16 protein-coding genes and 1 pseudogene are annotated in these 21,847 nt (G+C 65.6%); 11 read left to right on the forward strand and 6 right to left on the reverse strand.

What is annotated here, in order from left to right:
- Positions 1-255: 255 nt before the first annotated feature.
- The 3 genes from ACZ9QC_RS24370 to ACZ9QC_RS24380 all read right to left on the reverse strand — a co-directional run bounded on the left by ACZ9QC_RS24370 (position 256) and on the right by ACZ9QC_RS24380 (position 3,628).
- Positions 256-1,575 (reverse strand): cation:proton antiporter, encoded by a 1,320-nt coding sequence (locus ACZ9QC_RS24370; protein WP_472915069.1) that lies wholly within the window; start codon positions 1,573-1,575, stop codon positions 256-258.
- Positions 1,576-1,837: 262 nt separating this feature from the next.
- Positions 1,838-2,185 carry a carboxymuconolactone decarboxylase family protein gene (locus ACZ9QC_RS24375; protein ID WP_472915070.1) on the reverse strand — a complete coding sequence of 116 codons (348 nt, stop codon included), beginning with the start codon at positions 2,183-2,185 and terminating at the stop codon, positions 1,838-1,840.
- A 39-nt stretch (positions 2,186-2,224) separates the two neighbouring features.
- Positions 2,225-3,628, reverse strand: a complete 1,404-nt coding sequence (locus ACZ9QC_RS24380; protein WP_472915071.1) for a hypothetical protein — start codon at positions 3,626-3,628, stop codon at positions 2,225-2,227.
- Positions 3,629-4,648: 1,020 nt separating this feature from the next.
- On the opposite strand from ACZ9QC_RS24380, the gene ACZ9QC_RS24385 reads away from it, so the two are divergent.
- From ACZ9QC_RS24385 to ACZ9QC_RS24400, 4 genes are all read left to right on the forward strand, one after another.
- Positions 4,649-5,086, forward strand: coding sequence for a DUF6325 family protein (locus tag ACZ9QC_RS24385; protein ID WP_472915072.1), 438 nt, complete (start codon positions 4,649-4,651; stop codon positions 5,084-5,086).
- A gap of 42 nt (positions 5,087-5,128) precedes the next feature.
- On the forward strand, positions 5,129-5,437 hold the full coding sequence (locus ACZ9QC_RS24390) for an SHOCT domain-containing protein (RefSeq protein WP_472915073.1): 309 nt from the start codon (positions 5,129-5,131) through the stop codon (positions 5,435-5,437).
- A gap of 74 nt (positions 5,438-5,511) precedes the next feature.
- On the forward strand, positions 5,512-5,922 hold the full coding sequence (locus tag ACZ9QC_RS24395) for a DUF7144 family membrane protein (protein WP_472915074.1): 411 nt from the start codon (positions 5,512-5,514) through the stop codon (positions 5,920-5,922).
- Between the two features lie 45 nt (positions 5,923-5,967).
- Entirely contained in the window at positions 5,968-6,363 is a 396-nt protein-coding gene (locus tag ACZ9QC_RS24400) for an amphi-Trp domain-containing protein (protein WP_472915075.1), read from the forward strand.
- A gap of 192 nt (positions 6,364-6,555) precedes the next feature.
- Here ACZ9QC_RS24400 and ACZ9QC_RS24405 read toward each other — a convergent pair whose 3' ends face one another.
- Positions 6,556-8,562 carry a glycosyl hydrolase gene (locus ACZ9QC_RS24405; RefSeq protein ID WP_472915076.1) on the reverse strand — a complete coding sequence of 669 codons (2,007 nt, stop codon included), beginning with the start codon at positions 8,560-8,562 and terminating at the stop codon, positions 6,556-6,558.
- Positions 8,563-9,524: 962 nt separating this feature from the next.
- Here ACZ9QC_RS24405 and ACZ9QC_RS24410 point away from each other — a divergent pair.
- The 7 genes and pseudogenes from ACZ9QC_RS24410 (at position 9,525) to ACZ9QC_RS24440 (ending at position 15,473) form a co-directional block, all read left to right on the forward strand.
- Positions 9,525-9,803, forward strand: coding sequence for a hypothetical protein (locus ACZ9QC_RS24410; RefSeq protein ID WP_472921787.1), 279 nt, complete (start codon positions 9,525-9,527; stop codon positions 9,801-9,803).
- 89 nt (positions 9,804-9,892) lie between these two features.
- A pseudogene (locus ACZ9QC_RS24415) lies at positions 9,893-10,354 on the forward strand (hypothetical protein); the annotation flags it as partial.
- A 1,075-nt stretch (positions 10,355-11,429) separates the two neighbouring features.
- Positions 11,430-11,888 carry an SRPBCC family protein gene (locus ACZ9QC_RS24420; RefSeq protein ID WP_472915077.1) on the forward strand — a complete coding sequence of 153 codons (459 nt, stop codon included), beginning with the start codon at positions 11,430-11,432 and terminating at the stop codon, positions 11,886-11,888.
- A 474-nt stretch (positions 11,889-12,362) separates the two neighbouring features.
- Positions 12,363-12,983, forward strand: coding sequence for a DUF2975 domain-containing protein (locus tag ACZ9QC_RS24425; protein WP_472915078.1), 621 nt, complete (start codon positions 12,363-12,365; stop codon positions 12,981-12,983).
- The gene (locus ACZ9QC_RS24430) at positions 12,983-13,207 is read left to right on the forward strand and encodes a helix-turn-helix domain-containing protein (protein WP_472915079.1); all 225 of its coding nucleotides are present in this window, start codon (positions 12,983-12,985) and stop codon (positions 13,205-13,207) included. The genes ACZ9QC_RS24425 and ACZ9QC_RS24430 overlap by 1 nt, the downstream gene beginning before the upstream one ends.
- Positions 13,208-13,425: 218 nt before the next feature.
- Entirely contained in the window at positions 13,426-13,899 is a 474-nt protein-coding gene (locus ACZ9QC_RS24435; RefSeq protein ID WP_472915080.1) for a YxiG-like protein, read from the forward strand.
- Between the two features lie 926 nt (positions 13,900-14,825).
- Positions 14,826-15,473, forward strand: a complete 648-nt coding sequence (locus tag ACZ9QC_RS24440) for a hypothetical protein (protein WP_472915081.1) — start codon at positions 14,826-14,828, stop codon at positions 15,471-15,473.
- Positions 15,474-16,056: 583 nt separating this feature from the next.
- Here ACZ9QC_RS24440 and ACZ9QC_RS24445 read toward each other — a convergent pair.
- Positions 16,057-19,371, reverse strand: a complete 3,315-nt coding sequence (locus tag ACZ9QC_RS24445) for an ATP-binding protein (protein ID WP_472915082.1) — start codon at positions 19,369-19,371, stop codon at positions 16,057-16,059.
- A 567-nt stretch (positions 19,372-19,938) separates the two neighbouring features.
- Entirely contained in the window at positions 19,939-21,522 is a 1,584-nt protein-coding gene (locus ACZ9QC_RS24450) for an ORC-CDC6 family AAA ATPase (protein WP_472915083.1), read from the reverse strand.
- Between the last annotated feature and the right edge of the window lie 325 nt (positions 21,523-21,847).

Here is a 21,847-nt window from a genome sequence, read left to right on the forward strand (position 1 = left end):
CGCGTGCCGGGGCACGCGTGCCGGGCACGTGGCCTCCGCGCCCGGAGGAGGCCGACCGGGGATCCTCGAAAAGGCCGGGCAGGCCAACTGCCGTCGGACGACCGGAAATCTGCCCGCACGACGACCGTCAGGGCCCGCGCGCGGTGATCGACACGCGGACCACCCTCGCCTGGGCCAGGGCTTCTGTCTCCGCCGACGTCGCACTCATGAATCCTCCGTCGCCGTCGCCCCGTCGCCCCGTCGCCCGTCGTCGTCCTACCGCGCGGTGGAGGAGTGCCCGGCCTCTCCGTCCTCCGGCGCGCCCTCGCGCAGCCCCGGTCGCCGTTCGGCGGCCCGCCGGTGCCAGGCGCCGTACCGCTTCGCGAGGACGACGGCCGACATGCCGTGCAGGAGGATGCTGAGCGCGACGGTGACCGCGATCACCCGGCCGAGCAGCTGAACACCCGGGACATGCTCCTCCACCAGGAGAAGCCCGAAGACGACGGAGGCGAGTCCCCGGGGCCCGAACCACCCGATGTAGGCGACCGTGGGAAGAGCCAGGCCGCTCCTGACCAGGGAGAGTGCGACAGGCAGCATCCGGATCACGGTGAGGCTCAGCACGGCATAGACGATGATCCGCCAGTCGAGGTCTTCCAGCGCCGGCCCGAGCAGGACGGCGCCGAAGACCAGGAAGCTCAAGGAGGCGAGGAGTTCGGCGAGATGCCCGGCGAGGTCGGCGGTGTCGTCGGCGGTGTCTTCGGCGGCGGACGGTGCGTCCGCCGACGTGTCCGCCCGCGCGCTCCGCCGCAGGGCGACGCCGAAGACGAAGCCGGCCACCCAGGCCGCGATGAAACCGCTCCCCTCGGTGACGACGGCCAGCGTGTACGCGCCCGCGGCCACGGCCAGGACGAACGTCTGCCGCCAGTCACCGGTGATCCAGCCCTTCTCGCGGGACTTGTGCAACAGCCATCCGCCGAGCCCTCCCACGGCCAGCCCCCATACGGTGCTGAGGACGAGCGCGCGCCAGAAGACTCCGTCGGCTCCTTCCTCCGAGGCCATGGTTCCGGGCAGAGCCGCGAGGAAGAGCACGAAGAAGGGCAGCGCCATACCGTCGTTGAGGCCGGATTCCACATTCAGGCCCCCGCGCACCACCGGCGGGACACGCGGATCGGAGACCGCTGTCTTGCCGAGAGCGGCATCGGTCGGCGCGAGAACGGTACCGAGCAGAGCCAGTTCCCACAGGGTCAGCCCGGGCAGCAGGGGCCACGCGAGGAGCCAGCCCGCGCCGATCGTCAGCGGCAGGCCGATCCCCAGCAGACGGCCGGGAAGAAAGCCGCCGACGCGGAGATCCCGTCGGCGTACGGACATCGCGTCGGTGAAGAGGACCAGCGTCAGGGTGGCCTCGACCAGCGTGAGCACGGGGCCCGCGTCGTGCTCCAGGGTGAGCAGGTCGAGCCCGACCGGGCCGATGGCCACCCCGACTCCGGTGAACACCATGGGCGCCGAAACGGCGGTCGTGGCCAGCCTCCGGGAGAAGAGGGCGTAACCCGCCGTCACCGCGGCCACGGCCACCCCCGTCCACGCACTGTCACTCATGGCGCTCCAGCCACATTGACCACCTGCCAGGAAGAAACGCGAAGGCCCTCGTGATCGGCGACGCGTGGTCAACCACCCGCACGTCCGCGTCCGTCACCGTCGTGGTGTGCCAGCCAGGACCTCGGTGGGCTCGGTGGGCTCGGTGGGCTCGGCGGCCGGTGTGCCTCGCCGGCGGGGCCGGTGGCGCCGACGGTCGTAAGCCGGTTCACCTTGCTGTCCGCCCGTGCCCGGCCGGAGCTCACCGCCCCGGCCGGGCCGGGCGTCACTGCTCCTCTTCCGAAGGGAGTTCCAGCCCGAAGGCGTCGCCGATGGCGCGGGCGGCGGACACGACGCGGGCGCTGCCCACCACGGGGGCGATGGCCACGAGCGTTCCCTGGATCTTCTCCAGCGGCACGCCGACTTCCACGGCGGTGCCGACATTGAGGAGGTACGAGGGGGCGGAGGCATCCATGGCCACCAGGGCCGCGATGCGTGCCAGCAGGTAGGTCTCCTGGTCCAGCCCGGACCGCTCGAAGGTGTCGAGCGTCATCTGGACGAGCGTCTCGAACACGGGCGCGTTCGCTTCGGCGAGGGCGGCGACGCCTCCCGCCCCTGTCTGTTGCTCAGCCATGTCGGACTCCTTTTCCGGTGGTTGGGGTGGCGTACGTCTTCAGGAGAGCCCCGGCGCCTGCCGGCCCGCATCACCCGTGGCGGATGACGGCGGGTTGCCTGCGGCCGGGGGCGGGTGTCCGGCTGTGCCAGAGGCCGCGGCGAGGATTCCCAGAAGGACCAGCACGAGGACGACGATGCCGAGGACGAGCGCCACGGCCCCGGGGGTGGGGTAGTTCCACAGCACCAGGGCGAGCGCGCCGCCGGCGATGGCGATGCCGGTGGTCCACTTGCTGTGCGTGTCCAGCCAGCGGCCGGTGGCGCCGGTGCGCAGACCGTGTCGCGCCATGGTCCGGCCCGTCGCTCCGGTTCCGCTCGACGCGGTCCGTCTGACCCAGCGGGCGCCACGTCCGGGCCCGTACAGATAGGCGGCCATCGTGGTGATCACCGCGATGACCAGGACCGTGACCGTGCTGTTCTTCAGGAAACGGAGGAAGGTGTCGTAGATGTCGGCCGCGGTGTCCTGCGGCAGGGCTGTGGTGGGGACCGAGTCCAGATAGACCCGGCGCAGCACGGCGAGGCCGACGAGCAGCACGATCATCATGATCCCGATGCCGATGGCCGCGCTCATCAGGGCTACGCGATGCGCGGGCGCGGTCCAGACGGCCAGGGCGGCCAGGACGATGACCAGGACCGGGAGCCAGGTGCCGACCACGTTCAGCAGACGCATGGCGTCCTGGGCCTCGTTCAGCTTGTCGGTCTGGAAAAGGGGGATCGTCTTGTCGACGTCGGGGATCTTCGCTGCCTGATCGAACCCCGCGTCCACCAGTCGTTGCTTGACGTCGTCGACGACGGTGCCGATGTTGAGGTCGATGCTGTCGCCGTCGGCCTGGACGGCGCTGCTGCCCTCCCCGGTGAGGACCTTGACCACTGCGGCGTGGGCACGTCGGTTGGCGTCGTCCCACACTTCGGCGAACTGGTCGCTGGTCACCACCTTGTGCACGATGTCGTGGACGGCCGAGTCGAGCGCGCTCTTCAGCGGGCCCGTCAGCGCCTCGGCGCCCTGGACCACCGGAGGGGGTGCCCCTTCTCGCTGCAGCGTCCGGGCGAGAGCCGCGGTGAAGGCGGCGACATCGACGCTGTCGACCACGCGTTTGGTGATCCGGTCGGTCACGGTGTTCTGCACGGAGGGCTTTGTGGCGATCGGGGCGACGGTCTGGACGTACCGGTCGGTGTCGGAGACCTCCGAGTCGACCCAGGCCGCGACCACGGCGAGCGGCGCCAGGAGAAAGGACAGCAGCAGGAGGACCGAGGCGGCCGCGTAGCGCAGGCGTCGGTGACGAACGGACGCCGCCTTGCGCAGCCGCTCGTACTCGCCCCGTTCCGCGACGCTCAGAGGAGAGCCGCCGGAGTCCGGACGGTCAGGACCTGCGGAAGCTGACGACGAACCACCAGAGGAATCCATGGGACCTTCCTTCGGCTTGGGGAGACGCTGTGCGCAGCGGACCGACGTGGGGCCGACGTGGGGCCGACGTGGGGTCGAACACCACCGCGGGCGGCCGGCTCCGGCTGCATGCGCGTCACTCGTCGGGGCGGGGCGTGAGTTCGTGCCGTGAGCTCGTGCCGTGAGCTCGTGGCGTGCTCACAGAGCCGTCCGCGGTCTTACAGCCCGTCCGCGGTCCGGATGTCATGGGGGCAGCACACGGTGGGGATGACGCGGTGCCACACCTGTCCCACCCGTCCAAGCCATTCACCGAACTCGCGGAACGCGGAGCGCCTGGCTGCCGCGGCTGAAGGTGTGCCGGTGTGTGCCCACCGAGGCCGGTGCCACCGGATGTTGGAAGACCTTCTACGGGTTCGGCCCGCCAACACCGACGCGGCAGTCGGCAGTTGGGGAGAGCAGCTGGGCGAGCAGCGGTCCACCATGCCGTCGCCGACTGCCTCGGCATCCGAACCAGAGGTTCCGCACGGCGCGGGGTGGTTGACGCGGTCAGGGTTGCGCCGGCCGCTCCCTCACCGACCACGGGCCCGTCAGAGATGCGTTCTTGTGTTCTCGTCCCCTGTCCACCATAACCAGGGGGTTGGGGCGGCGCACTGCCGAGCGGTGGGCCGTCCTGGCTGTCGCCCATCCACCGCGAGCAGTCTCCGAGCGCCGGCTCCGGTCCGGCTTCGCGGCGGCGTGTTCTGCCCGGATCTCGCGGTGGTCACCGCTCGCCTTCCTCCCCGCCCGATCCGTGGTGCTGCGGAGCCTGCGAGTGCCCCTGGCCCGTGGCGGCCCCGGCACGGGGAGAAGCGTGGGCCGGACCGACATGCGCCACTCCCGGCCGGGTGGTCCACTGGATGAGGGGGCGGTTCTCGTCCCCTCATCCTCGTGGCCACAGCAGCCGAACGCCCGGCTGGGGCCGGGTGCCGAGTTCTCGCATCAGGAGGAGGCGCCGTGACAAACGAAAGCGACAAAGTCGATCAATTCGGCGAATTCGACGACGTGGGCCCTATCGATTACCTGGTCGTCGAATACCCGGGCAAGAGTCCCACCGGCGAAGCCCTTCCGTACCTCGTCGACCTGGTCGACCGGGGCCTGATCCGCATCCTGGACCTCGTCTTCGTCCGCAAGGACCCCGACGGCTCCGTCGCGGCGATCGACATGGCGGATCTCACCCGCGACGGACGTACGGACCTCGCGGTGTTCGAAGGCGCCACCTCCGGTCTGCTGGGTCAGGACGACATCGATGAGGCGGGCAGGGCGATCGGCCCCGGCAGTACGGCTGCCATCGCGATGTACGAGAACCGCTGGGCCGCCCCCTTCGCCCGAGCCCTGAGGCGCAGCGGCGCCCGGCTGGTGGCTGCCGGAAGGATCCCCGTGCAGGACGTCATCGCGGCACTCGACTCCGCGGAGGCCGAGGCGGCCGGCTCGCGGCGGTGACACGCGGCGGTGAAGAGTGCTCAGATCACAGGAGGTGGCGACATGCCAGGTCTCATTCGCGGCGTCGCCCGCACAGCGGTTGTGGCCGGTACGGCGACTGCCGTGTCGAACCGCGTGTCCCGGCGACAGGCGGGCCGGTGGGCCCAGCAGGACGACGCACAGAGGTACGCCCAGCAGACCGCGTCCGCGCAGTCTGCGCCCGCGCAGGCTCCGTCCGCGCAAGCTCCGTCCCCGTCAGGTTCCACCGAGGACAAGATCGCTCTGCTCAAGGAGTTGGGCGAACTGAAGGCACAGGGCGTGCTGACGGAGACGGAGTTCGAGGATCAGAAGCGTCAGATCCTCGGCGGGTGACCACCCGCCATCCCCCCCTCAGCGATCTTCGAGTGACTCGTGGATGGCCCCACACACAAGGGACAGGAGATGTCATGGCTCAGGCAGTGCACCAACGTCGACAGCGATCCGCGGCATGGGCCGGCGGTCTGGTCGCGTTCGGCGCGGTCATGCTGATCATCGGAGGCACTCTCGACGTGCTACGCGGCATCATGGCCATCGCCGATGACGACATCATCGTCAGCACACCGAACTACGTGTTCAAGTTCGACACGACCGGCTGGGGATGGATACACCTGGCGCTGGGTGCCCTGGCCGTCCTGGTCGGCGTCAGCCTCTTCAGCGGCCGGACCTGGGCTCGCCTCGTCGGGGTGCTGTTGGCAGGACTGCTCCTGATCACCAGCTTTCTGACCCTCCCGTACTACCCGGTCTGGTCGGTTGTGCTGATCGCGGTCTACGGCTTCATCATCTGGGCCCTGTGCGTCGTCCAGCCACGGGACATATGAAGGAGGAACGCTGATCACCGCGTTTATGGCCGATCGGAGACACCTGTGAAGGACCTCAAGTTCGAACAGAAGCGTTCGTTGTCACGCCTTGAGGCGGCTGACCAGCTCACGGCACTCGCAGCCGCGCTGAGGGAAGGTGGGGATGCCGAACTGGAACTCGGCCTCGGAACGCTGAGCCTGAGGATCCCCGACGACCTTCGCGGCGAGCTGGAGGTCGAGGTCGGCGATGGGGAGATCGAGCTGGAGATCGAGTTCAAGTGGCTGACGGCGCCGCCCCGGACAGCGCCGTCGCAGGCGGACACAACGCCCGAGAAGGCCCCGACGGCCCCGACGGCCCCGACGCGGAAGAGCGTGCCCGCCAAACCCGGTCGGAGCGGCACGGGTACCGACAGGAGCAGGAGCAGGAGCGGCACGAAGCGGGCAGCCACGAAAACGTCCTGAGCGGTGAACCAGCCAGGGGAGACAGCACCTCCAGCAACGGTATGCGGCCTACCTGGGGCATCCGGCGCGGTCCCCGCACAGGAGCGTGATCTCGGCGCAGGGGCCCGGGCGGGGTAACCCCGCGCCGGGTGTGTCATCCGGCAAGGGATTACCGCGTGGGGTTAACACGTGGGGTTAACGCGTGCCGGTGTGTCACTCGGCCCTGATGTTGTCCACGTACACGGTGCCCTTGGCCGCCGCGCCGCTCCCATGGACGAGGTACAGATTGAACGCCTTCACCTCGGCGAGGTGAGCCGCGTCGAGCACGGCTCCGGCGTTTGCGGTGTCCCAGGGAGCGGGCGCGAACTCGCTGAAGGGTGCCCTGAGTTCCTGCCCGCTCGTGTCGGACAGCGGAACCTGGTACCAGAAATCGACTCCGCCGGCGACGATCTGGAGCGCCCCGCCGTTTGCGGAACCGTCGCCCTGCAGCCACAGCGCAAGGGACGTGAAGGCGGACCAGTCCGCGTCGACCGGCTTGCCCGTGCCGGTGTACTCGGCGCCGGTGAAGTCGTACGCGTAGGCCAGTCCGTAGGAGCCCGAGGACTTGTGGTCGGCCGACAGGGTGAGGGTGTGGGAGTTGACATGGGTGTACGCCTCGCTCAGGGCGACATCGTCTCCGGCGTATCCCTCGAAGTCGTCGACCCAGCCGGCAGGCAGCGGTTGGGCCTCGGCGAGAAGGACCACGGCCGAGTCGGTGAGCGTCTTGCCGTCCACCCGCGCGCTCACGGTGAGGGTCACCGAGCGGTTGTTCCGCGTGGCCGGGTCGATCGACCAGTCGCCCGAGTAGAAGCCGTCGGCGTCGAGGCGCAGCCGTCTGGCGCGTCCGCCGTTCACGCGGTAGGTGACCCGGCTCGCCCTCGCGGGTGTGACACGCACCCGGACGGTGGTCTTGGAGGCCGCTACGCGCTGCCGGTCCGTAGGGGTCACGAGGTGCAGGAACGGGGCGTTCCTGACAGCGGTGGTGCGAGCGGAGTACACCCCCCGGAGATCGGCGGCGAACCGGGTGTAAGGGTCGCGGTGGTAGGCGGCGAAGTCCGGCAGCAGGACGTGGCCCGGGTACGGGACATAAGCACGCTTGGTGCCTCCGAAGTTGGCCCAGGTGAGCATGTACGTCATCTGACGGGCCAGCGGGTCCGTCTGGATGGCCTGCGACAGTTGGGTGAACCACTGCGGGTTGCGGACCTCGGTGCCGCCCTCCCCGAACTCGGTGAAGGCCGGAGCCTTGCCTCGCTCGTTCGCCAGCCGGACCACCATCGCCAGATCCTGCACCACACCGTCCAGCCAGGGAGTCGGCCCGGCGTTCTCGTCGTAGGAGTCGTAGCCGAGGATGTCGACGAAACGGTCGCCGGGGTAGGTCTTCAGGTAGCCGGTCGGGTCGCCTCCGAAGCTCGAGTTGGGGGAGTAGGCGTAGAGCAGGTTGTGGACGCCCCTGGTGTCGCGCAGGTACTCGACGGTGTAGCGGAACAGCTCGATGAACTCGGCCGAGGTGGTGTGGCCGGCGCCCCACCAGAACCAGGCTCCGTTGTTCTCGTGGAAGGGGCGGAAGACGACCGGGATCGTGGTGCCGTCCGGCCGCCGTGCGCCCTTGACCGCCTTCGCGATGCGGTCGAGGAAGGCGTTGAAGTCCGCGTGTTTCGCGCCTCCGGGCAGGATCTGGCTGACCACTCGGCCCGTTGTGTCGTAGAAGTTCTTGCCGGTGACGAAGTTCGGCATGTGAGCGCTGAGGGTGTTGATCCCGCCGCGTGCGTCCCCCTGCCGGATGCACCGGCTGAGCGCGGCGATGTTCTCGGCTTCGGTTCCGCCCTCGACGCCGGGGCGTTCGTCGCCGTCGAGGATGAGGGTGTCCCAGCCGAAGACCGCGGGGTAGTCGCCCACCGCCGCCCTGGTGTCGGACGCCTTGCCGTCGGGGGTGGTGAAGGTGAAGCCATAGGTGAGGTCGTGCTGGTGACCGAACAGGATGCCTTTGCCCTGCTGCCGCTTCAGGTACGCGAACAGCGCGCGGGTGGCGGGGGTCGCCTTGTCATCGACGATCCGCACCGGAGTCGGCGTGCCGGTGAGCGCGGTGGGGGAGGCGGCCGCCGATGTCCGGGCGCCGGCTGCCGCGGCGACCGCGGCACCGAGGAGGATGAACGTGCGACGGTTCAGGGGAGAGCTGGGCATGTATGTCTCCGTTTGACGTGGCGATCTCTCGCCAGGGGGAGGGGAGCGCTGGGGGGCCGGGGGCCGGGGTGCCGGGGTGCACCGCCCCGAGGGGTGTCGTGGGCCGCGCCCCGTCGACGGCGCCAGTCGTCGACGGGCACGGAGCGGCTGGTCGCCGTAGCCGTAGCCGTAGTCGTATGCCGGGCCGGGGACGCTCGGGTAGCTGTGGACAGGCGGGTGCTCGGCCTGCTCAGTCGGCCGAAAGGGTGTGGCCTTTCGTGGCTTTCCCGGTCGGAGTGCGTACTTCACTGCGGGGCCAACCTTGAGCAAGCTCGTGGAGCCGCCCCTGGAGTCCTAGACGATTTCGATCTTGGTGTAGGCGCCAAGTCATGGCCATGGTCATGGTCATAATCGTGATCGTGATCGTGCCAGGCGTGGTCCATCGGACCGTGCCGGTCCACGGCCGTGGTCGGTGCACCCTCGTGGCCTGCGCCACAGCGAAGGCCGAGAACGTGGCTGCCGCCGCTGCCCTGAGCATCCAGGGTCTGTAGGTCACTTGTGGGGTCCTTCCCGTGACGCGGTCGGCTGCAGGTAGATGGAGTCCTGGTCAGGGACATCCGCGCAACGCACGACACGCGTGTGCTTCAAGTGGCCCTATTCGACTAGAGGTTGAGAAAGAAAGAAAGAGTCTGGCTTGCCTTGCCCAAGTCGCCTCATGCGGAGAGTCATTGGGCCCTTCCCAACCTCACGCTGACGCGTGGTGAAGGACGAGGACGGCCTCTACCAGGTCGGTGATGCTTACGATTTGGTGCTGCAGCGGAGATTCCGCGGGAGCCACCAGGCTTTGAGGGTGGTCCGCTTACGTTCGCGGGTGTGGCCAAGCATGACGCATGCCCCACTCTCGTCCCAAGGTTGTGAGCGGGCAGGCGGAAACCCGCAGCCTGGCATCAGCAGCAGTACGCAGCCCGATGCATGCGGAGGGGATGCCGGTGACCACAACTCCGAGCGGTGGGCCTCACCCGCCGCGCCCGCCGTCGCATCCACTGCGGACGATCCGTGGCATCCGGGAGTCCCTGCCGGAGGACCAGCGTCGGCACTTCGACACGGAGCTCGCAGATACGGAGATCGAGGCTCTGCCCGAAATGCTGCACCGCTTGGTAACGCTGAGTAATGACGGCTTCGAGGAATTCCTGCTCTCCCGGCCCTTCGAAGGGCTGGTGTTCGGCGCTCGCTCCTACGATGCGTATACGGACGCCGAGTGATCTACCTGTTCGACACCACCTCCGCGACCAGCGGCACGTGCTCAGGGCGGGTGATTCGGGGCGTGCAGGCGTACTTCAAGGCGCACGCGTTCGGCAACACGCGCCGGGTCCTGAACGGCAAGGCCACCCGCCTGGTGAAGGTCTCCGGCACCTGGGAGAGCACCTGGCGGCTGGAGAACGACGACGCCTCGACCGTGACCCGCTCCACCGACGCCGACAACGGCGACAACAACGGCGAGCACTGGACGGTCATCACCGGCGACGGCACCAAGTACGTCTTCGGTCTGAACAAGCTTGCCGGCGCCGGCGACCAGCGCACCAACTCCACTTGGACCGTGCCCGTCTTCGGCGACGACTCCGGCGAACCCGGCTACGGCATCGGCGACTCCTTCGGCGGCCGGGCGGTCACCCAGGCGTGGCGGTGGAACCTGGACTACGTCGAGGACACCCACGGCAACGCCTCGACGTACTGGTACGCCAAGGAGACCAACCACTACAAGAAGAACAAGGCCACCACCTTGAAGGCGGCGGCGATGAACCGGCGCGGTGGACTCGTGCTTCGCGGGACAGCGGGGGAGTTGACCGGCGGGTGCAGCAAGCCCCGGGAGGGCTGGAGCGGCTCCGGGCGCCAGTGGGCCGGTGTGGACCTGGGCATGCTGCCGGATTCCTCATGCGGGCATGTCCAGTCGGGGAGGCGGCAGGTAGTGGCCTGTGGTCGGATGGAGCTGCCCGATGATCAAAGTCATTGTTGCGGCCCCCGTGGCAAGCATGCTGGTGATCGCGTGCATTGCCCGTCGATCCTTCTTCAGCAAGTCGTCGTACTCGCGCTTCGACACTTCAACGCGCTCGCGCGTCGGGCTGTCGACCTGGATCGCGTAGTACCGACCACCCTTGGCTTCCCCTGCCTGCTGTGACGTCCAGGCGAGCATGCTGCTGGCGGTGAGTGCGACCCCCGTGGAGAAGATCACTACGAGGACGCACCGCACGGCGATGGGCAGGCAGCGCAGGGCACGCCACGGCAGCTCGTTCCGTAGCCGCACGCCGCCGGCTTCCAGGGCTATTCCGCGTACGAGTGTGGCGAGAAAGAGCGGAAAAAGCAGGGCGAACTCGATCGCCAGCAGCAGTCCACCACCCTTGAGTACCGACTCCCCGGGCAGAAGCGGGGAGAAACCCCAGGTCAGAGTGGTAACGCGTTGCCTTGCGGGGCGGGTCCGGGCGCGGTCCGGGCCGTCCGAAGGGGCAGGAAGGCGTCACGCTGGCCCAGGTCGCCGACCCGGACCACGAGATGGAACACCGGCCGCAGGGTCCGTGTACGGGCCGCGGCTGGCTGCCGCCGGGGTGTATCTGATGCACGGCCAGTTCCTGTCCAAGGACCGCACCGCCACCGCCCTGGCCGAGTTGTTCGACGCCCCGGTCGCTACGGACACCGTGGGCTCCTGCGGACCCTGCAAGGCGCCCAGGACTTCGCCGCGATCCGCACCTACCTCGCCACCGCGGCCCGCCAGGACCAGCCCATGCTCGACGTCCTCGTGCAAGCCATGCGAGGCAGCCCCTGGATGCCCGCCACCCCTTGACCACGCCGGCCCCACCGACCGGCGATCAAGCACGCTTTTCTAGGATGGCCCGGTGCCGCACTTCGAGATCGTGACAGCCGTCGCCGCACCCCCGGACCGGGTGTTCGAGGCATGCCTCGACGTGGAAGCACACACGCGGTCGATGGCCGATTCGTCGGAGCGGGCGGTCGGCGGCAGGACCCGAGGCGGACTCTCACTCGGCGACACGGTGACCTTCCAGGCCCGCCACTTCGGCCTGACCTGGCGACTCACCGCCCGCATTACGGCGTATGACCCGCCCCAATGCTTCGTGGACGAGCAGGACGCTGGCCCCTTCAAGCGATGGCATCACAGTCATCACTTCGAGCCGGACGGCACTGGCGGCACCGTCATGAGGGACGTCATCGACTTTGCCTCGCCGTTCGGATTCCTCGGACGTGTCGCCGACCGCACTGTCCTGAGCTGGTACATGCCCCGCCTCATCAGAACCCGCAACGCTTACCTCGCCAGCGCCTTGCGCTGCCCAGATTGACGATCACCACGCCCTCAGGGGGCGGTACAGGGTCCCGGCTGAAGCTTCTTACGCAGCAGCTCGGCCGGCTCAGTCAGTCGCATCCGCCGCTCGATCGTCCACGTCAGCACGTCCACCATGCCGCTTCCCTCCCGTTGTGGAACCTACGAGACGCCTCGGCCGGACCACCCCAGAACCCGCGAACCGGCTCGTGACAGGCCATCACCTGCTGACGATTACGTCTGCGAGTAGCACGAGCGTGTCAATCGCCACGCCCGGCACGGTGACCATGCTCCTGCGGGCCCTGCTCGTCCTCGCGAACCTTGAGATCGCCCGCTGACGGATGCTCTACAGCCCGAGTGGACCTTCGCTCCAGCCACGGACGGCATTTTCAGGTGAACAGGCTCGCTGTGCCGGTACCTCTCCTTGACAGGCGGCGTATCGTTTATCGATAGTATCGATAAACGATACGCATGGAGTGGGTGAGGGGAAAATATGGGTGCCAAGTCCTGGTGGAGCCAGACCGACAGCCGGCTGCTGGAGGCAGCTCTGGGCCTGGCTGCTCTGTTGGTCGGCGCCTTCGGGGTGCTGTTTCCGGCCCTCGGAGTGGCGGGTCTGATGGATCCGACGGACACCCGCGAGGTTGAGGCCGCGACAGCGACCCGGGTACCGGGAATCGTGACTGATGCGGTGGCGGGGCACGGTATGACTCTCACCGGCACCCACCGGGCGGATCTCGTCCTCGCCGACCCCAACCTGGGTCAGCGCCTGCTGCTGGCCTTGCCGGAAATCGTCGGCAGCCTGCTCCTGTTCCTCATCCTGGCTCTCCTCTTCAGGATGGCCCGGACCCTGCGCGGCGGCGACGTCTTCGTGCCGGTGAACGCGCGACGCCTGAGCGTCATAGGACTCGCGGTGCTGGTGCACGCCCTCCTTGCCCCGGTACTGCCGACCCTCACCACAGAAATACTAGTGAGTGGTACCCCCATGGCCGAGCAGGTTCCGTTCTCGGTCACCTTCACCGGCGAGTACGTGCTGCTGGCGTTCCTCATCCTGGCGCTGGGAGAAGTCTTCCGACGCGGAACGAAGCTGCGTGCCGATACAGAGGGGTTGGTCTGATGCCTCCAGAAGAGGAACACCGGGTCCAGGTCCACCTGGACCGACTGCTGGCCGAGCGCGGCATGACCCTGTCCGAACTGGCGGCCAGGGTCGGGGTGACAGTGGTCAACCTCTCCATCCTCAAGAACGACAGGGCGAAGGCGATCCGCTTCTCCACCCTCACCGCGATCTGCCGCGAACTGAACTGCCAACCCGGCGACCTGCTCAGCATCCGCAATGACTGACCCCGTCCCGCAAGACCTGAACAGCGGGGTATCGATCCGTCGCGCACGTCGCCAGCCCCGCACCATCGCTGATCGGCTCGGGGCCGTGATCCGCGAAAGCGGGGGAGAGGAAGCTTCCGGCCAAGACTCGTTTCAGCGACCCTTGTGGAGTCCTCAGCCCCTGGCACCTGTAGATATCAGGCTGTCAGGGGCTGATCGTGTGGGATAGAAACGGTCGCATGGACGCCGCAGTGCTTGAACAGATGCTGGACGAGATCTTCGATCACGCCGTCGTCCACCACGGATACACCAGCTACATGCGCGACTACGAGGTCATCGTCTATGTGACGGCGGATCCCCGCACAGACGTCGAGCCGGCGTATCTGCGGTACCTCTTCCGGTACTGCGTTGAGGCCCGGTGCGAATCGTCCGTGCTGCCGGAGACCTGGCGTGTCTCCTTGGACGACCGCCTCATCGACCATGAGACGGGCGTCGACCTCGACGGCTACGTCTGGGGCGTGAAGTGGCACTCCCTGTACCCAGGTGCGAAGGTCCTCCTGGAGTCGGAAGCGACCCGTCGTTGGGCGCAAGCCTTGGGGATCGACTTCCATGAGGTTCGCATCGAGACCAACGCGCACCGCCTCACCCTGCTCTTTTCGGACCTGCAGGTCAGCGAGGTGACGGACGGGTACGCGCCCTTTTCCACGGAGTAGCGGGTATCCCTTCCGCCTGACGAGCTGCCGAGTGGACGTAGTGGCTCGCGTGTGGCACGCCCCCGAACACGACCAAGGGCCAGCCTGGGAGGAAACCCTCCTGAGCTGGCCCTTTGCTGTGCCCCCGGCAGGATTCGAACCTGCGACACCCGCTTTAGGAGTTCGATCCGGGTTCGCCGTCGTGGGGACTCGCTTCGCGCACTGGCGCCGTACATGACCGCTGGTTGTCGCCGCCGTCCGTGCTCGTTGATGTCAACGCTGGATGTCAGCGGAACAGTTGCGGGACCGGGCAGACCTCCAATGGTTCGTCCGGCCGGTCTGCCCAGCTCCACCAGATGTGCCGATCGGTACACCGCCACAGTGCCCGGCAGGTCCGGCGGCCATCGTCCTCCCGTTTGACGAGGACAAGGCCGCCGGCCTTCATGGGCTGGCTGCACTCAGGACAGGTCGGGGCCTCGTCGGTCATGCGGGGCACCCTAACGGAGCGACCGCTTCGTCCCGAAGCAACTTGGGTAGGGGTGCTGCCTTGGGCTGGTGCGCCTCTCACCTGCGCTGACGTCCGCGGGCGTCAGCCGTTGTTCGTCGGCCTTGTCACGCAGTTAGACACTCATGTGGGGTCCGCGTAGGGATCTGCGGGGCGGTTGTCGCGAAGGGCGCGTCGGTGCGGTGACAGAGGCGCCTTGGTGCATGACGGCCGCAGGTTTGGCTCCCAGCGGACGCCGCAGCTTCTCGTACGACCGGAACGAGTCTGGCACGTGGCCCACCTGTCTGTCGGGGCTGTCCTCGACGACCCGGGCTTGGCTATCCATTTGCGCTCATATCGGTCCGCGATGAACATCCAGCGATGAGCGTAGTTTTGCCGAAATCAGATTGACTTTGGCCGAGCTTGGGGAGCCTGCTCAAGTAGCCGAGGAGGGGACCGGAACATGAACGAATTCTGGGCAGGTGTTGTCAGTTCCGTAGTAGTCAGCGCTGCATTTGCCTTCCTGGGTTGGATCGCCTCACCTTCCGCTCGACTAAGAGTCAGGCACACGCTCCTGAAAAGCATGAATGCGGAAATTGTAGAGAGGTTTGCGACTCAGCGCAGCGCTGCCGCAGAAATCTCTACTCGCTTGGCTGGAGCGCAAGAAGTCAGGATCTTGGCTGGTCGAGGAAATGAGTTGCAGAGAGATACCTTCCGCGCATTGTGGGCAGAGGCTGATCGCAAGGAAATCAAGATCTTACTGCCCGACCCGGAGAGGTCAGGGCCGGGAACCTGGATCGACGACCATCAGCAGGAGGCTCTTTCTTACGATGGTGGCCAAGGTGATCGAATGATCGAGGAGAGCATACGCAGCAATGTGCAATATGTGCGGAACAGGATAGCCCGCCTCGAACGTGCCGAAATGCGCCTTTATGATCTGCCGATCGTTGCGCGTCTCGTCATAACGGAGAAGTGGGCATTCATTACCCCTTACTCGGAAAGGCGCCATGGCGCGGACTCCCCATGCGTCATGGTGATGTCCGGTAACCCGATTTATGAGCTGGCTGAGCGCATGTTCGCGCAGTTTCAAAAGGCGAGCCGAATTCCGTGATTGGCCGAAGCTCTAATCTCCACGGAGCTTCAGACGTGCGTAGGAGGACTGCAACGCCTTCGAGGTAGGCCACTTCTTCTTGCCCTGGGTCTTGCCGGGGATCTTTGTGAGCTGGGTTTTTGCTGGTCAAGGGCGGTGGGCTCGTGCGCCTGGTGGTCGTCGTTGGTCGTCATCGGACTGTTGAGCACCCGCGGACGGCCCAGGGACGGCCCAGCGTCGCCGCACCCGACTGGACGCCGGCGCTCTCGATGCGCCCGTCCGAACCTCAGCCGATGACAGTCAGCCACGACGGCGGGTGCGCCGACCGACCACGCACGCGTGTGCCTCGCTGCACCCCCACCGGCCTCAGCCAAGCTGCCAATGCCGTCGACCAGAGGAGCCACGACGGCCAGGCCGCTATGACGGTGCTGAGCCATCAGCTTGGGAAGCTAAGGGCATCTGGGGTCTGCTCAGCGTCTGACCTGCGGTGGAGCGGTGTCGGTGGCTGGTTTGCGGTCGATTGGCTCTCCGGTATTCCCCGTGGTTCCCCGCACGATCTGGCACGGGTCTGGCACGAACCGTACGGCGAGCGAGGAAAGTTCAACTACAGGGCCGTCGGTCCCCCTGCAGCAGTGCGTACTGATCGACGACAGTCACCGCGGAGCATGTTTTGTAGGTCGGCATGGCTCTTGTCGTGGGGAAGGCTCTTAGCAAGGGCGTAGCGCACCCACGGACTTGGATCTGTTGCCAGGCCGGGACCCAGTTGTTCCGGTGTGCAACCCGTGACGCACCACAGGTGGGCTGCCAAAGCACGAACGCGCTCTGAAGAGTGGCCGGCCAAGACGGTCGGAGGTAGCAAGCTATGCGCTGGCGAGAGCTTGCCAAGGGCTTCCACCGTGAGGCGTTCGGCATTGCCTTCTACTTGGGCGAGACATGGAAGCGCGAGATCGATGATCTGTTGGGCATCAGCCGAGGTGTCAGCCAGGTGGGCCGCTGTTGACATGCCGTGGTAGCGCAAGGTGGTCAGTCCCATGTTCAACTGGAAACGGTCGTAGGCGTTCGCAATGGCGAGATCATCTTGGGCGCTGCCGTCGAGGACGCCTTCAGCCGCTTCCAGGGCTGCATTGAATGAGCGGGCGCGTTGTTCCGTGCTCAAGTAGGGAGCAAGGATCGCGAGTGCATCAAGTGCATCTTGGCGTACGTGAGCTGTGTGCTGCTGGCTGCGAACACGGGCTGTCATGGCCTCTGCGAAGGACTGCTGCTCGGTCGACTGTAGAAGATGCCCGATCAGGAGAGCCGCTTGTGCCCGCGTTGCGGTGAGGGCCGGGTCAGGGCTGTCGCATTGGCCGAGGGCTCGATCAAGGAATTTCCGTGCCAATGGTCGAGCTGCGTGAGCCGGCGCTCCTGCCAAGATCAAGGCGAGGGCGGCGTCTGCGTTATTAGTCGTAGCTGCCGTGGTGCAGCGCTCATGGACCACTGACGGCTGGAGACGGAGCGCTGCCTCACCTTGCCCGAGCACTGTGTTGGCTATGAATGCGTCGATCAATAGGCCATGACAGACGCGGTCGATGGCCTCCACTTGGAGTGGGCCGGAGTGCCGCAGAGCAATATCGATGAGTGCGTGCGCGTACGCTTCGTCGCGGGTGCGATCGCGGCGTGCCGTACTCTCCAGGACCCTGGAGGTGGCATCGAGGAAGTGCAGGGCCTGCGCGGTGGTCGATGCGTTAGCCAACCGACCGAAGGCACCGAAGGCTGCCCTCCGTGGGTCGCGGGTTCCGAAAGGAACGGGCTGTTCGTTGGCGATCTCCGTCAAAGCCGCGTCGGCCCAGTTGCGGGCGTCGTCATCAGGTATCAGGTCAGCAGCCACTTGCACAGCGACGAAAGTGCTGTGCCGTCTCCACGGTGGGTGGTCAGGCAGGTCTTCAGGAACCGGTAGAGAGAACGGTGCCTCGGGCAAACGACCGCTGAGCCGTTCGAGAGCCTTGTCAGCACCAGCCGTGATGAAATGGCTGACGGCTGATGCAGGCTCTCCGTTGTCGAGATGAGTGCGGCCGAGTATTTCGTGGGCTTCGCGTTCCTCGAGCCAGGCGGCGGAGGCCACAGCCTGTCGCAGGTACTGGGTGAAACTCTGCAATATCTCAGCTGGACTGGCCTGGTTTGCTAGTCGACCCAGGGCCCGTTCGCGGGCGGAGAACGGCTGTGGCATGGCGCTGCCATTCCCGGCAGAACGTAGGACAGTCGCCGTGGGGTACGCCTCGCCGATCCTGTGGCCCTGTAGGTCGTAACGGATACGGACAAGGTTGTGGGCCTCGGTCCATACCGCAGCGTCCAGGTGATTGCCGCACTGGACAGCGCGCTCGATCGCCTCGTCATAGCGGTCGAGGGCCTCTTGGGCCTGGCCGCGGTTGGCCAAGTATCTGCCATGGCGAGCCAACAGAAGCGCGGTGATTGGCCGGGGGAAGTCGGCTCGGGCGGATCGGGCAAGTGCGATCCACGCAGTTCCGGTGAGGTCGACATCAGCCATGCATGCTCGCAGCCGCGCAAGCAACAGCTCATCGCCCTGATTGGTAGTGGCGGCGAAGCTGGACAAGGCGGCTTCTCGCGGTCTCAATAGGTCCAGTCGACCAGCTGCAATGGCATGCTCTGCGAACCAGGTAGCGGACAATAAGCCATATGGATCGCTGGCATTAAGATCGTCGATGCTGGCCGAAACCTCATCTAGGGTGACCGGGTGAAAGTGCTCGTAAGCTGCGAGATCACCGAGAGCGTTCGCCGCGCGGATCAGCTCGCCCGGCGCCTCGACCTGATCACTTGCGAGTCGCTGACTAATTGCCACACCACGCCACACCTCGCCTGAAGATAATGCTCTGGCCAGTACTGCCAAGCCAGCGACAACGCTGGCTGTGTGCTCTCCGGCCTGATGGTGAGCGTCGGACTGCCGTTGACGCACTGCCAGCGCAAATGGGGCCCATGTCGAATCCTCAAGGGCGGCGGCGACGCGCTCGTAATGAACTGCCGCGGCGCTGGGGGCCCGCCCCTCGAGAGCATGGGCTTCCTTGAGCTCCTCGGCCAGTCCAAGATGGGCAATCGGTCCTCGCAGCAGAGCGTCAGGCTCGACTTCCGCCGGGCGCTGCCTGTCCCCCAGTGAGAGAAAGCGGGGCTTTAGGCGTGGAGCCAGGTACTGGCGCAGCATGGCCTCGGTGACATGAGCGGCGGCAGGGGCCCAGTCACCCACCAGATGCTCGATCCGACTGAGTACCTCCTCCGCTGCTCTTGGGGAATCTTCAGAGGCCACGTTGCGTAGCCGGTTGACCGCCTCAGTCCGATCGCGTTCGTCACCGCTTTCCAAGCGGATGTGCTTGACCCGCAGAGCAGACAAAAGACGCCAAGTCAGTTCTTCGGGGGATACGATGGCGGTATCGATTCCACGGGCTGCTGCTGCCGTAGCCACCACCTTGTCGAGCTCGCGGAGGCGGGCTCGCACCTTCTCATTCGTAGGGCCCGAACAGGCAGCTTCGATTCGAAATTGATCCGGCCCTCTTCCGGCCGCGATCAGGGTCAAGCTGGCGACCTCATGCCCGTGGACGTTACGGTCTGCAACCGCGAGAACCAGCCGGTAACGGCCTTGCTGAATCTCTTGCCAGTGTTCGGAGATCTCCATCAGGAAGCTGCCGATCAGGGCCACGGTTGATCCGTTCGACGGCACGAACTCAGGATCTCGGCGGACACCGATACCTACACGGAACTCCTCATCACCATTTTGTGGCCTGCCGATGATCAGGATGTCGTCGACCTTGCTGAACTGACTCGCCTGCAGCTTGATCTCAACCGGTATAAGCACCGGGTCGCCGAGCTCCTCTAGCGGACCGCGTGTCAGCAGGGAAGAGAGAAGGACTGCGGCATAGCGGTGTTCCAACACCGTGCCTCCGCCGCCCGTCGAGTACGGCGAGACACCCATCAGCGAGCTCCTGTCTCGTTGGCCGAGGACACGAAGCAAGCCTAACTCGCGGCACACCTCGGCATTGCGGGCTCGGCCGATGCGGTCGAGTAACCCCGGTGTGCACAAGGAGGGTGGGCCATGATCTCGGGGAGCCGAGCCCTCCACGGCCCGACGGGGCCCTGGCCTTGTCGAAGAGGCCCAAGACGCTGACGAGGGGTCAGAGGGCCGCACCCAAGCGTCACCGCACTGCATACCAGGGGTTGGCCACCATGCCCAAGGGGTGTCCGAAGTCGGTGTACACCTTGCCGTCCCGGATTTCGAACCAGGGCGCCGTACCCGTGGCGTCAGGATGCCCGAAGTCCGGATACAGCCTCCCATCGCGGACTTGGAACCACGGTGCGGCACTTATTCCGTGGGGGTGTCCGAAGGCCGTGTACACCTTGCCGTCACGGACTTCGAACCAGGGTGCCGCCCCCACACCTTCCGGATGCCCAAAATCGGGGTAAAGCCTCATGAGAAGCATTCTGCGAAAGAAGTCAGGCTCTATTATGCGGACCGGCGAGCGTGTTGATCGCTTTTGTGGATTCTGATCACTTTACTTGCGTCGAAATCCTCCGAAAGGTAATAATCCTTTTCTGAATACCGCCAGGGAGAATTTCGGACGTCCCATGCGGCATCTATTTCGGCCTCATCGAGCAAATTGACATACGACCCGTAATCGACACAATACCCGTCGTACAACTCGCCCCGCTGCCTCTTGGTGGTAAGTGCTGGCCGAATGAGGTGAATCAGGCGCGCGTCATGAAGATCCAAAAGTGAGGTAGGAGGGTCGCTTCTTCTCTTCACTAGGAAGGTTCGGGATCTACCCTCGATCACGACAGCCCTCTCTATCCTTTTCCACAGCGACCAAGCGGATTTGTTTTGTGTGACCGTAACCTCCTTATCCATGGTGAAATGCTTCATTGCCGCTTTACGGACGTGGGACCGCTGGATCTTGTTTTGTCCGGCGCAGAGTGCTGCCTTACCTAGCAGCTGAATTGCGTCTCGTGGAATGCCTTCCGCGGCCCTCACGAGTTCCTCGAAAGCCCCCGGCCCGCATAGGTCGTGAATGAGAGCGTTGCGATCCGGGTAGGGGATTCCCCTGTTGTACTCCTTTAGCAGCACCTCTAGGTGGCGGTAGATGAGCTCGGCGAAGAATATTCGCGCTTCTCGTCCCGCTTCTCCTTCCTGGAGATGCTCGTCCAGATTCAAGGAGGCTCCGGTGTCAGCACTGGGCTCGAATCCCAAGGAGTCGGAGGTCTGTCGTGCAGGTTGATAGAAGCGGGATCGCCGTTCGATTGCCCCAATCTTGACGACCCATCCACGCAGGGGAAAGATGGTTCTACGCAACATATCTGCCAGGATTGGTTGGAGCGGCAGAGGGATGCTAGTCCACTCGTCCAGGAGTATCCAAATCCGATGAGGATGCACCTCGTTCGCTATCTTCTCTGCCGCAGACCTCAGTTGTCCGAAAACCACCCTCGGAATTTCTGTTCCCCATCGTTGGCGCGACCTCTTGCTTGCGCTCTTTGCAGACCTCTTGCTGCTGGACTCAATGCCAGCCTCTATCCCCTTCGAGGATACTTTTACATTCCCCCGACTCCCGGATTCTTGGATATCGTCTCTCGCTATCTCTTCTGTCTCTGAAACGTCCCCTTTGACTTTTACCTGAGTGCTTGCGTCAACAAATTCATCCAGCACGTGCAGCATGCATTCAAATTCGTTCTCTTCTATCGCGCTCGCCAGAAGAGCGCTGTGAATTCCCTCAAGGATGTCAACGAGCAGGGTTGTTCCTCTTAGGCTTATAGGCTCGCTGTCATCCGCATACAGGCCCGTATTGGATCCGATATGGCGCAGATCTAGGTATATTGGAAGGTCCCCAGATTCCCGCACTGTGGCGGCCAAGTGGTAAAGGGTGTGGGTCTTTCCTGTGCCTCGTCGACCGTAGAGGATCTGGTTATCTGGTCCACGCAGGGCGTCCGTGAGGGGCTGTACCTTCACGAAAGTTCGAACGAGAGTTTCTGGCTCATTCTTTTCTGCCCTCGTGGCAATTTGAGAAGCCAGAATGTTGAGGGATCGTGAATGCTCCATGACCGCTCCCCCTGTCAAGCTGTCGAGCGAACGAAACCCTTAACACCAGACCACCACAAGTGGCCGTGCACTGCCACTGGAGGTGAGGACGAGGTCGGTGGAGCGGCTTTGGGGTGGCGCTGCTTTGGCGCGAGTGATCATGGCTCCGTAAGCTTCCGGCGCGTCGGGCGGTCTGTGGACCTGCCCGTTAAAGCACGACGTTGGGGCCATGATCTTCGAGGCTCGCGCCAAAGTGGCTCCGTAAAGCCGCGGAGCCGACCGCCCCAGCCACGACGTAGCCCTTCTCTGACATCAGGCGGCTGATCGCTGTGCGCGCGGCACGGAC

This window comes from Streptomyces sp. HUAS MS02 (genome assembly GCF_055702265.1).

What these genes read in the sequence shown, in the direction of transcription:
- ACZ9QC_RS24390 (WP_472915073.1), top strand. Translation starts at nt 5,129, where the DNA reads ATGCCAGGTCTCATTCGCGGCGTCGCCCGCACAGCGGTTGTGGCCGGT.
- ACZ9QC_RS24395 (WP_472915074.1), top strand. Translation starts at nt 5,512, where the DNA reads ATGGCTCAGGCAGTGCACCAACGTCGACAGCGATCCGCGGCATGGGCC.
- ACZ9QC_RS24450 (WP_472915083.1), bottom strand. Translation starts at nt 21,522, where the DNA reads ATGGAGCATTCACGATCCCTCAACATTCTGGCTTCTCAAATTGCCACG.
- ACZ9QC_RS24435 (WP_472915080.1), top strand. Translation starts at nt 13,426, where the DNA reads ATGGACGCCGCAGTGCTTGAACAGATGCTGGACGAGATCTTCGATCAC.
- ACZ9QC_RS24440 (WP_472915081.1), top strand. Translation starts at nt 14,826, where the DNA reads ATGAACGAATTCTGGGCAGGTGTTGTCAGTTCCGTAGTAGTCAGCGCT.
- ACZ9QC_RS24380 (WP_472915071.1), bottom strand. Translation starts at nt 3,628, where the DNA reads ATGGATTCCTCTGGTGGTTCGTCGTCAGCTTCCGCAGGTCCTGACCGT.
- ACZ9QC_RS24375 (WP_472915070.1), bottom strand. Translation starts at nt 2,185, where the DNA reads ATGGCTGAGCAACAGACAGGGGCGGGAGGCGTCGCCGCCCTCGCCGAA.
- ACZ9QC_RS24405 (WP_472915076.1), bottom strand. Translation starts at nt 8,562, where the DNA reads ATGCCCAGCTCTCCCCTGAACCGTCGCACGTTCATCCTCCTCGGTGCC.
- ACZ9QC_RS24370 (WP_472915069.1), bottom strand. Translation starts at nt 1,575, where the DNA reads ATGAGTGACAGTGCGTGGACGGGGGTGGCCGTGGCCGCGGTGACGGCG.
- ACZ9QC_RS24430 (WP_472915079.1), top strand. Translation starts at nt 12,983, where the DNA reads ATGCCTCCAGAAGAGGAACACCGGGTCCAGGTCCACCTGGACCGACTG.
- ACZ9QC_RS24410 (WP_472921787.1), top strand. Translation starts at nt 9,525, where the DNA reads ATGCCGGTGACCACAACTCCGAGCGGTGGGCCTCACCCGCCGCGCCCG.
- ACZ9QC_RS24425 (WP_472915078.1), top strand. Translation starts at nt 12,363, where the DNA reads ATGGGTGCCAAGTCCTGGTGGAGCCAGACCGACAGCCGGCTGCTGGAG.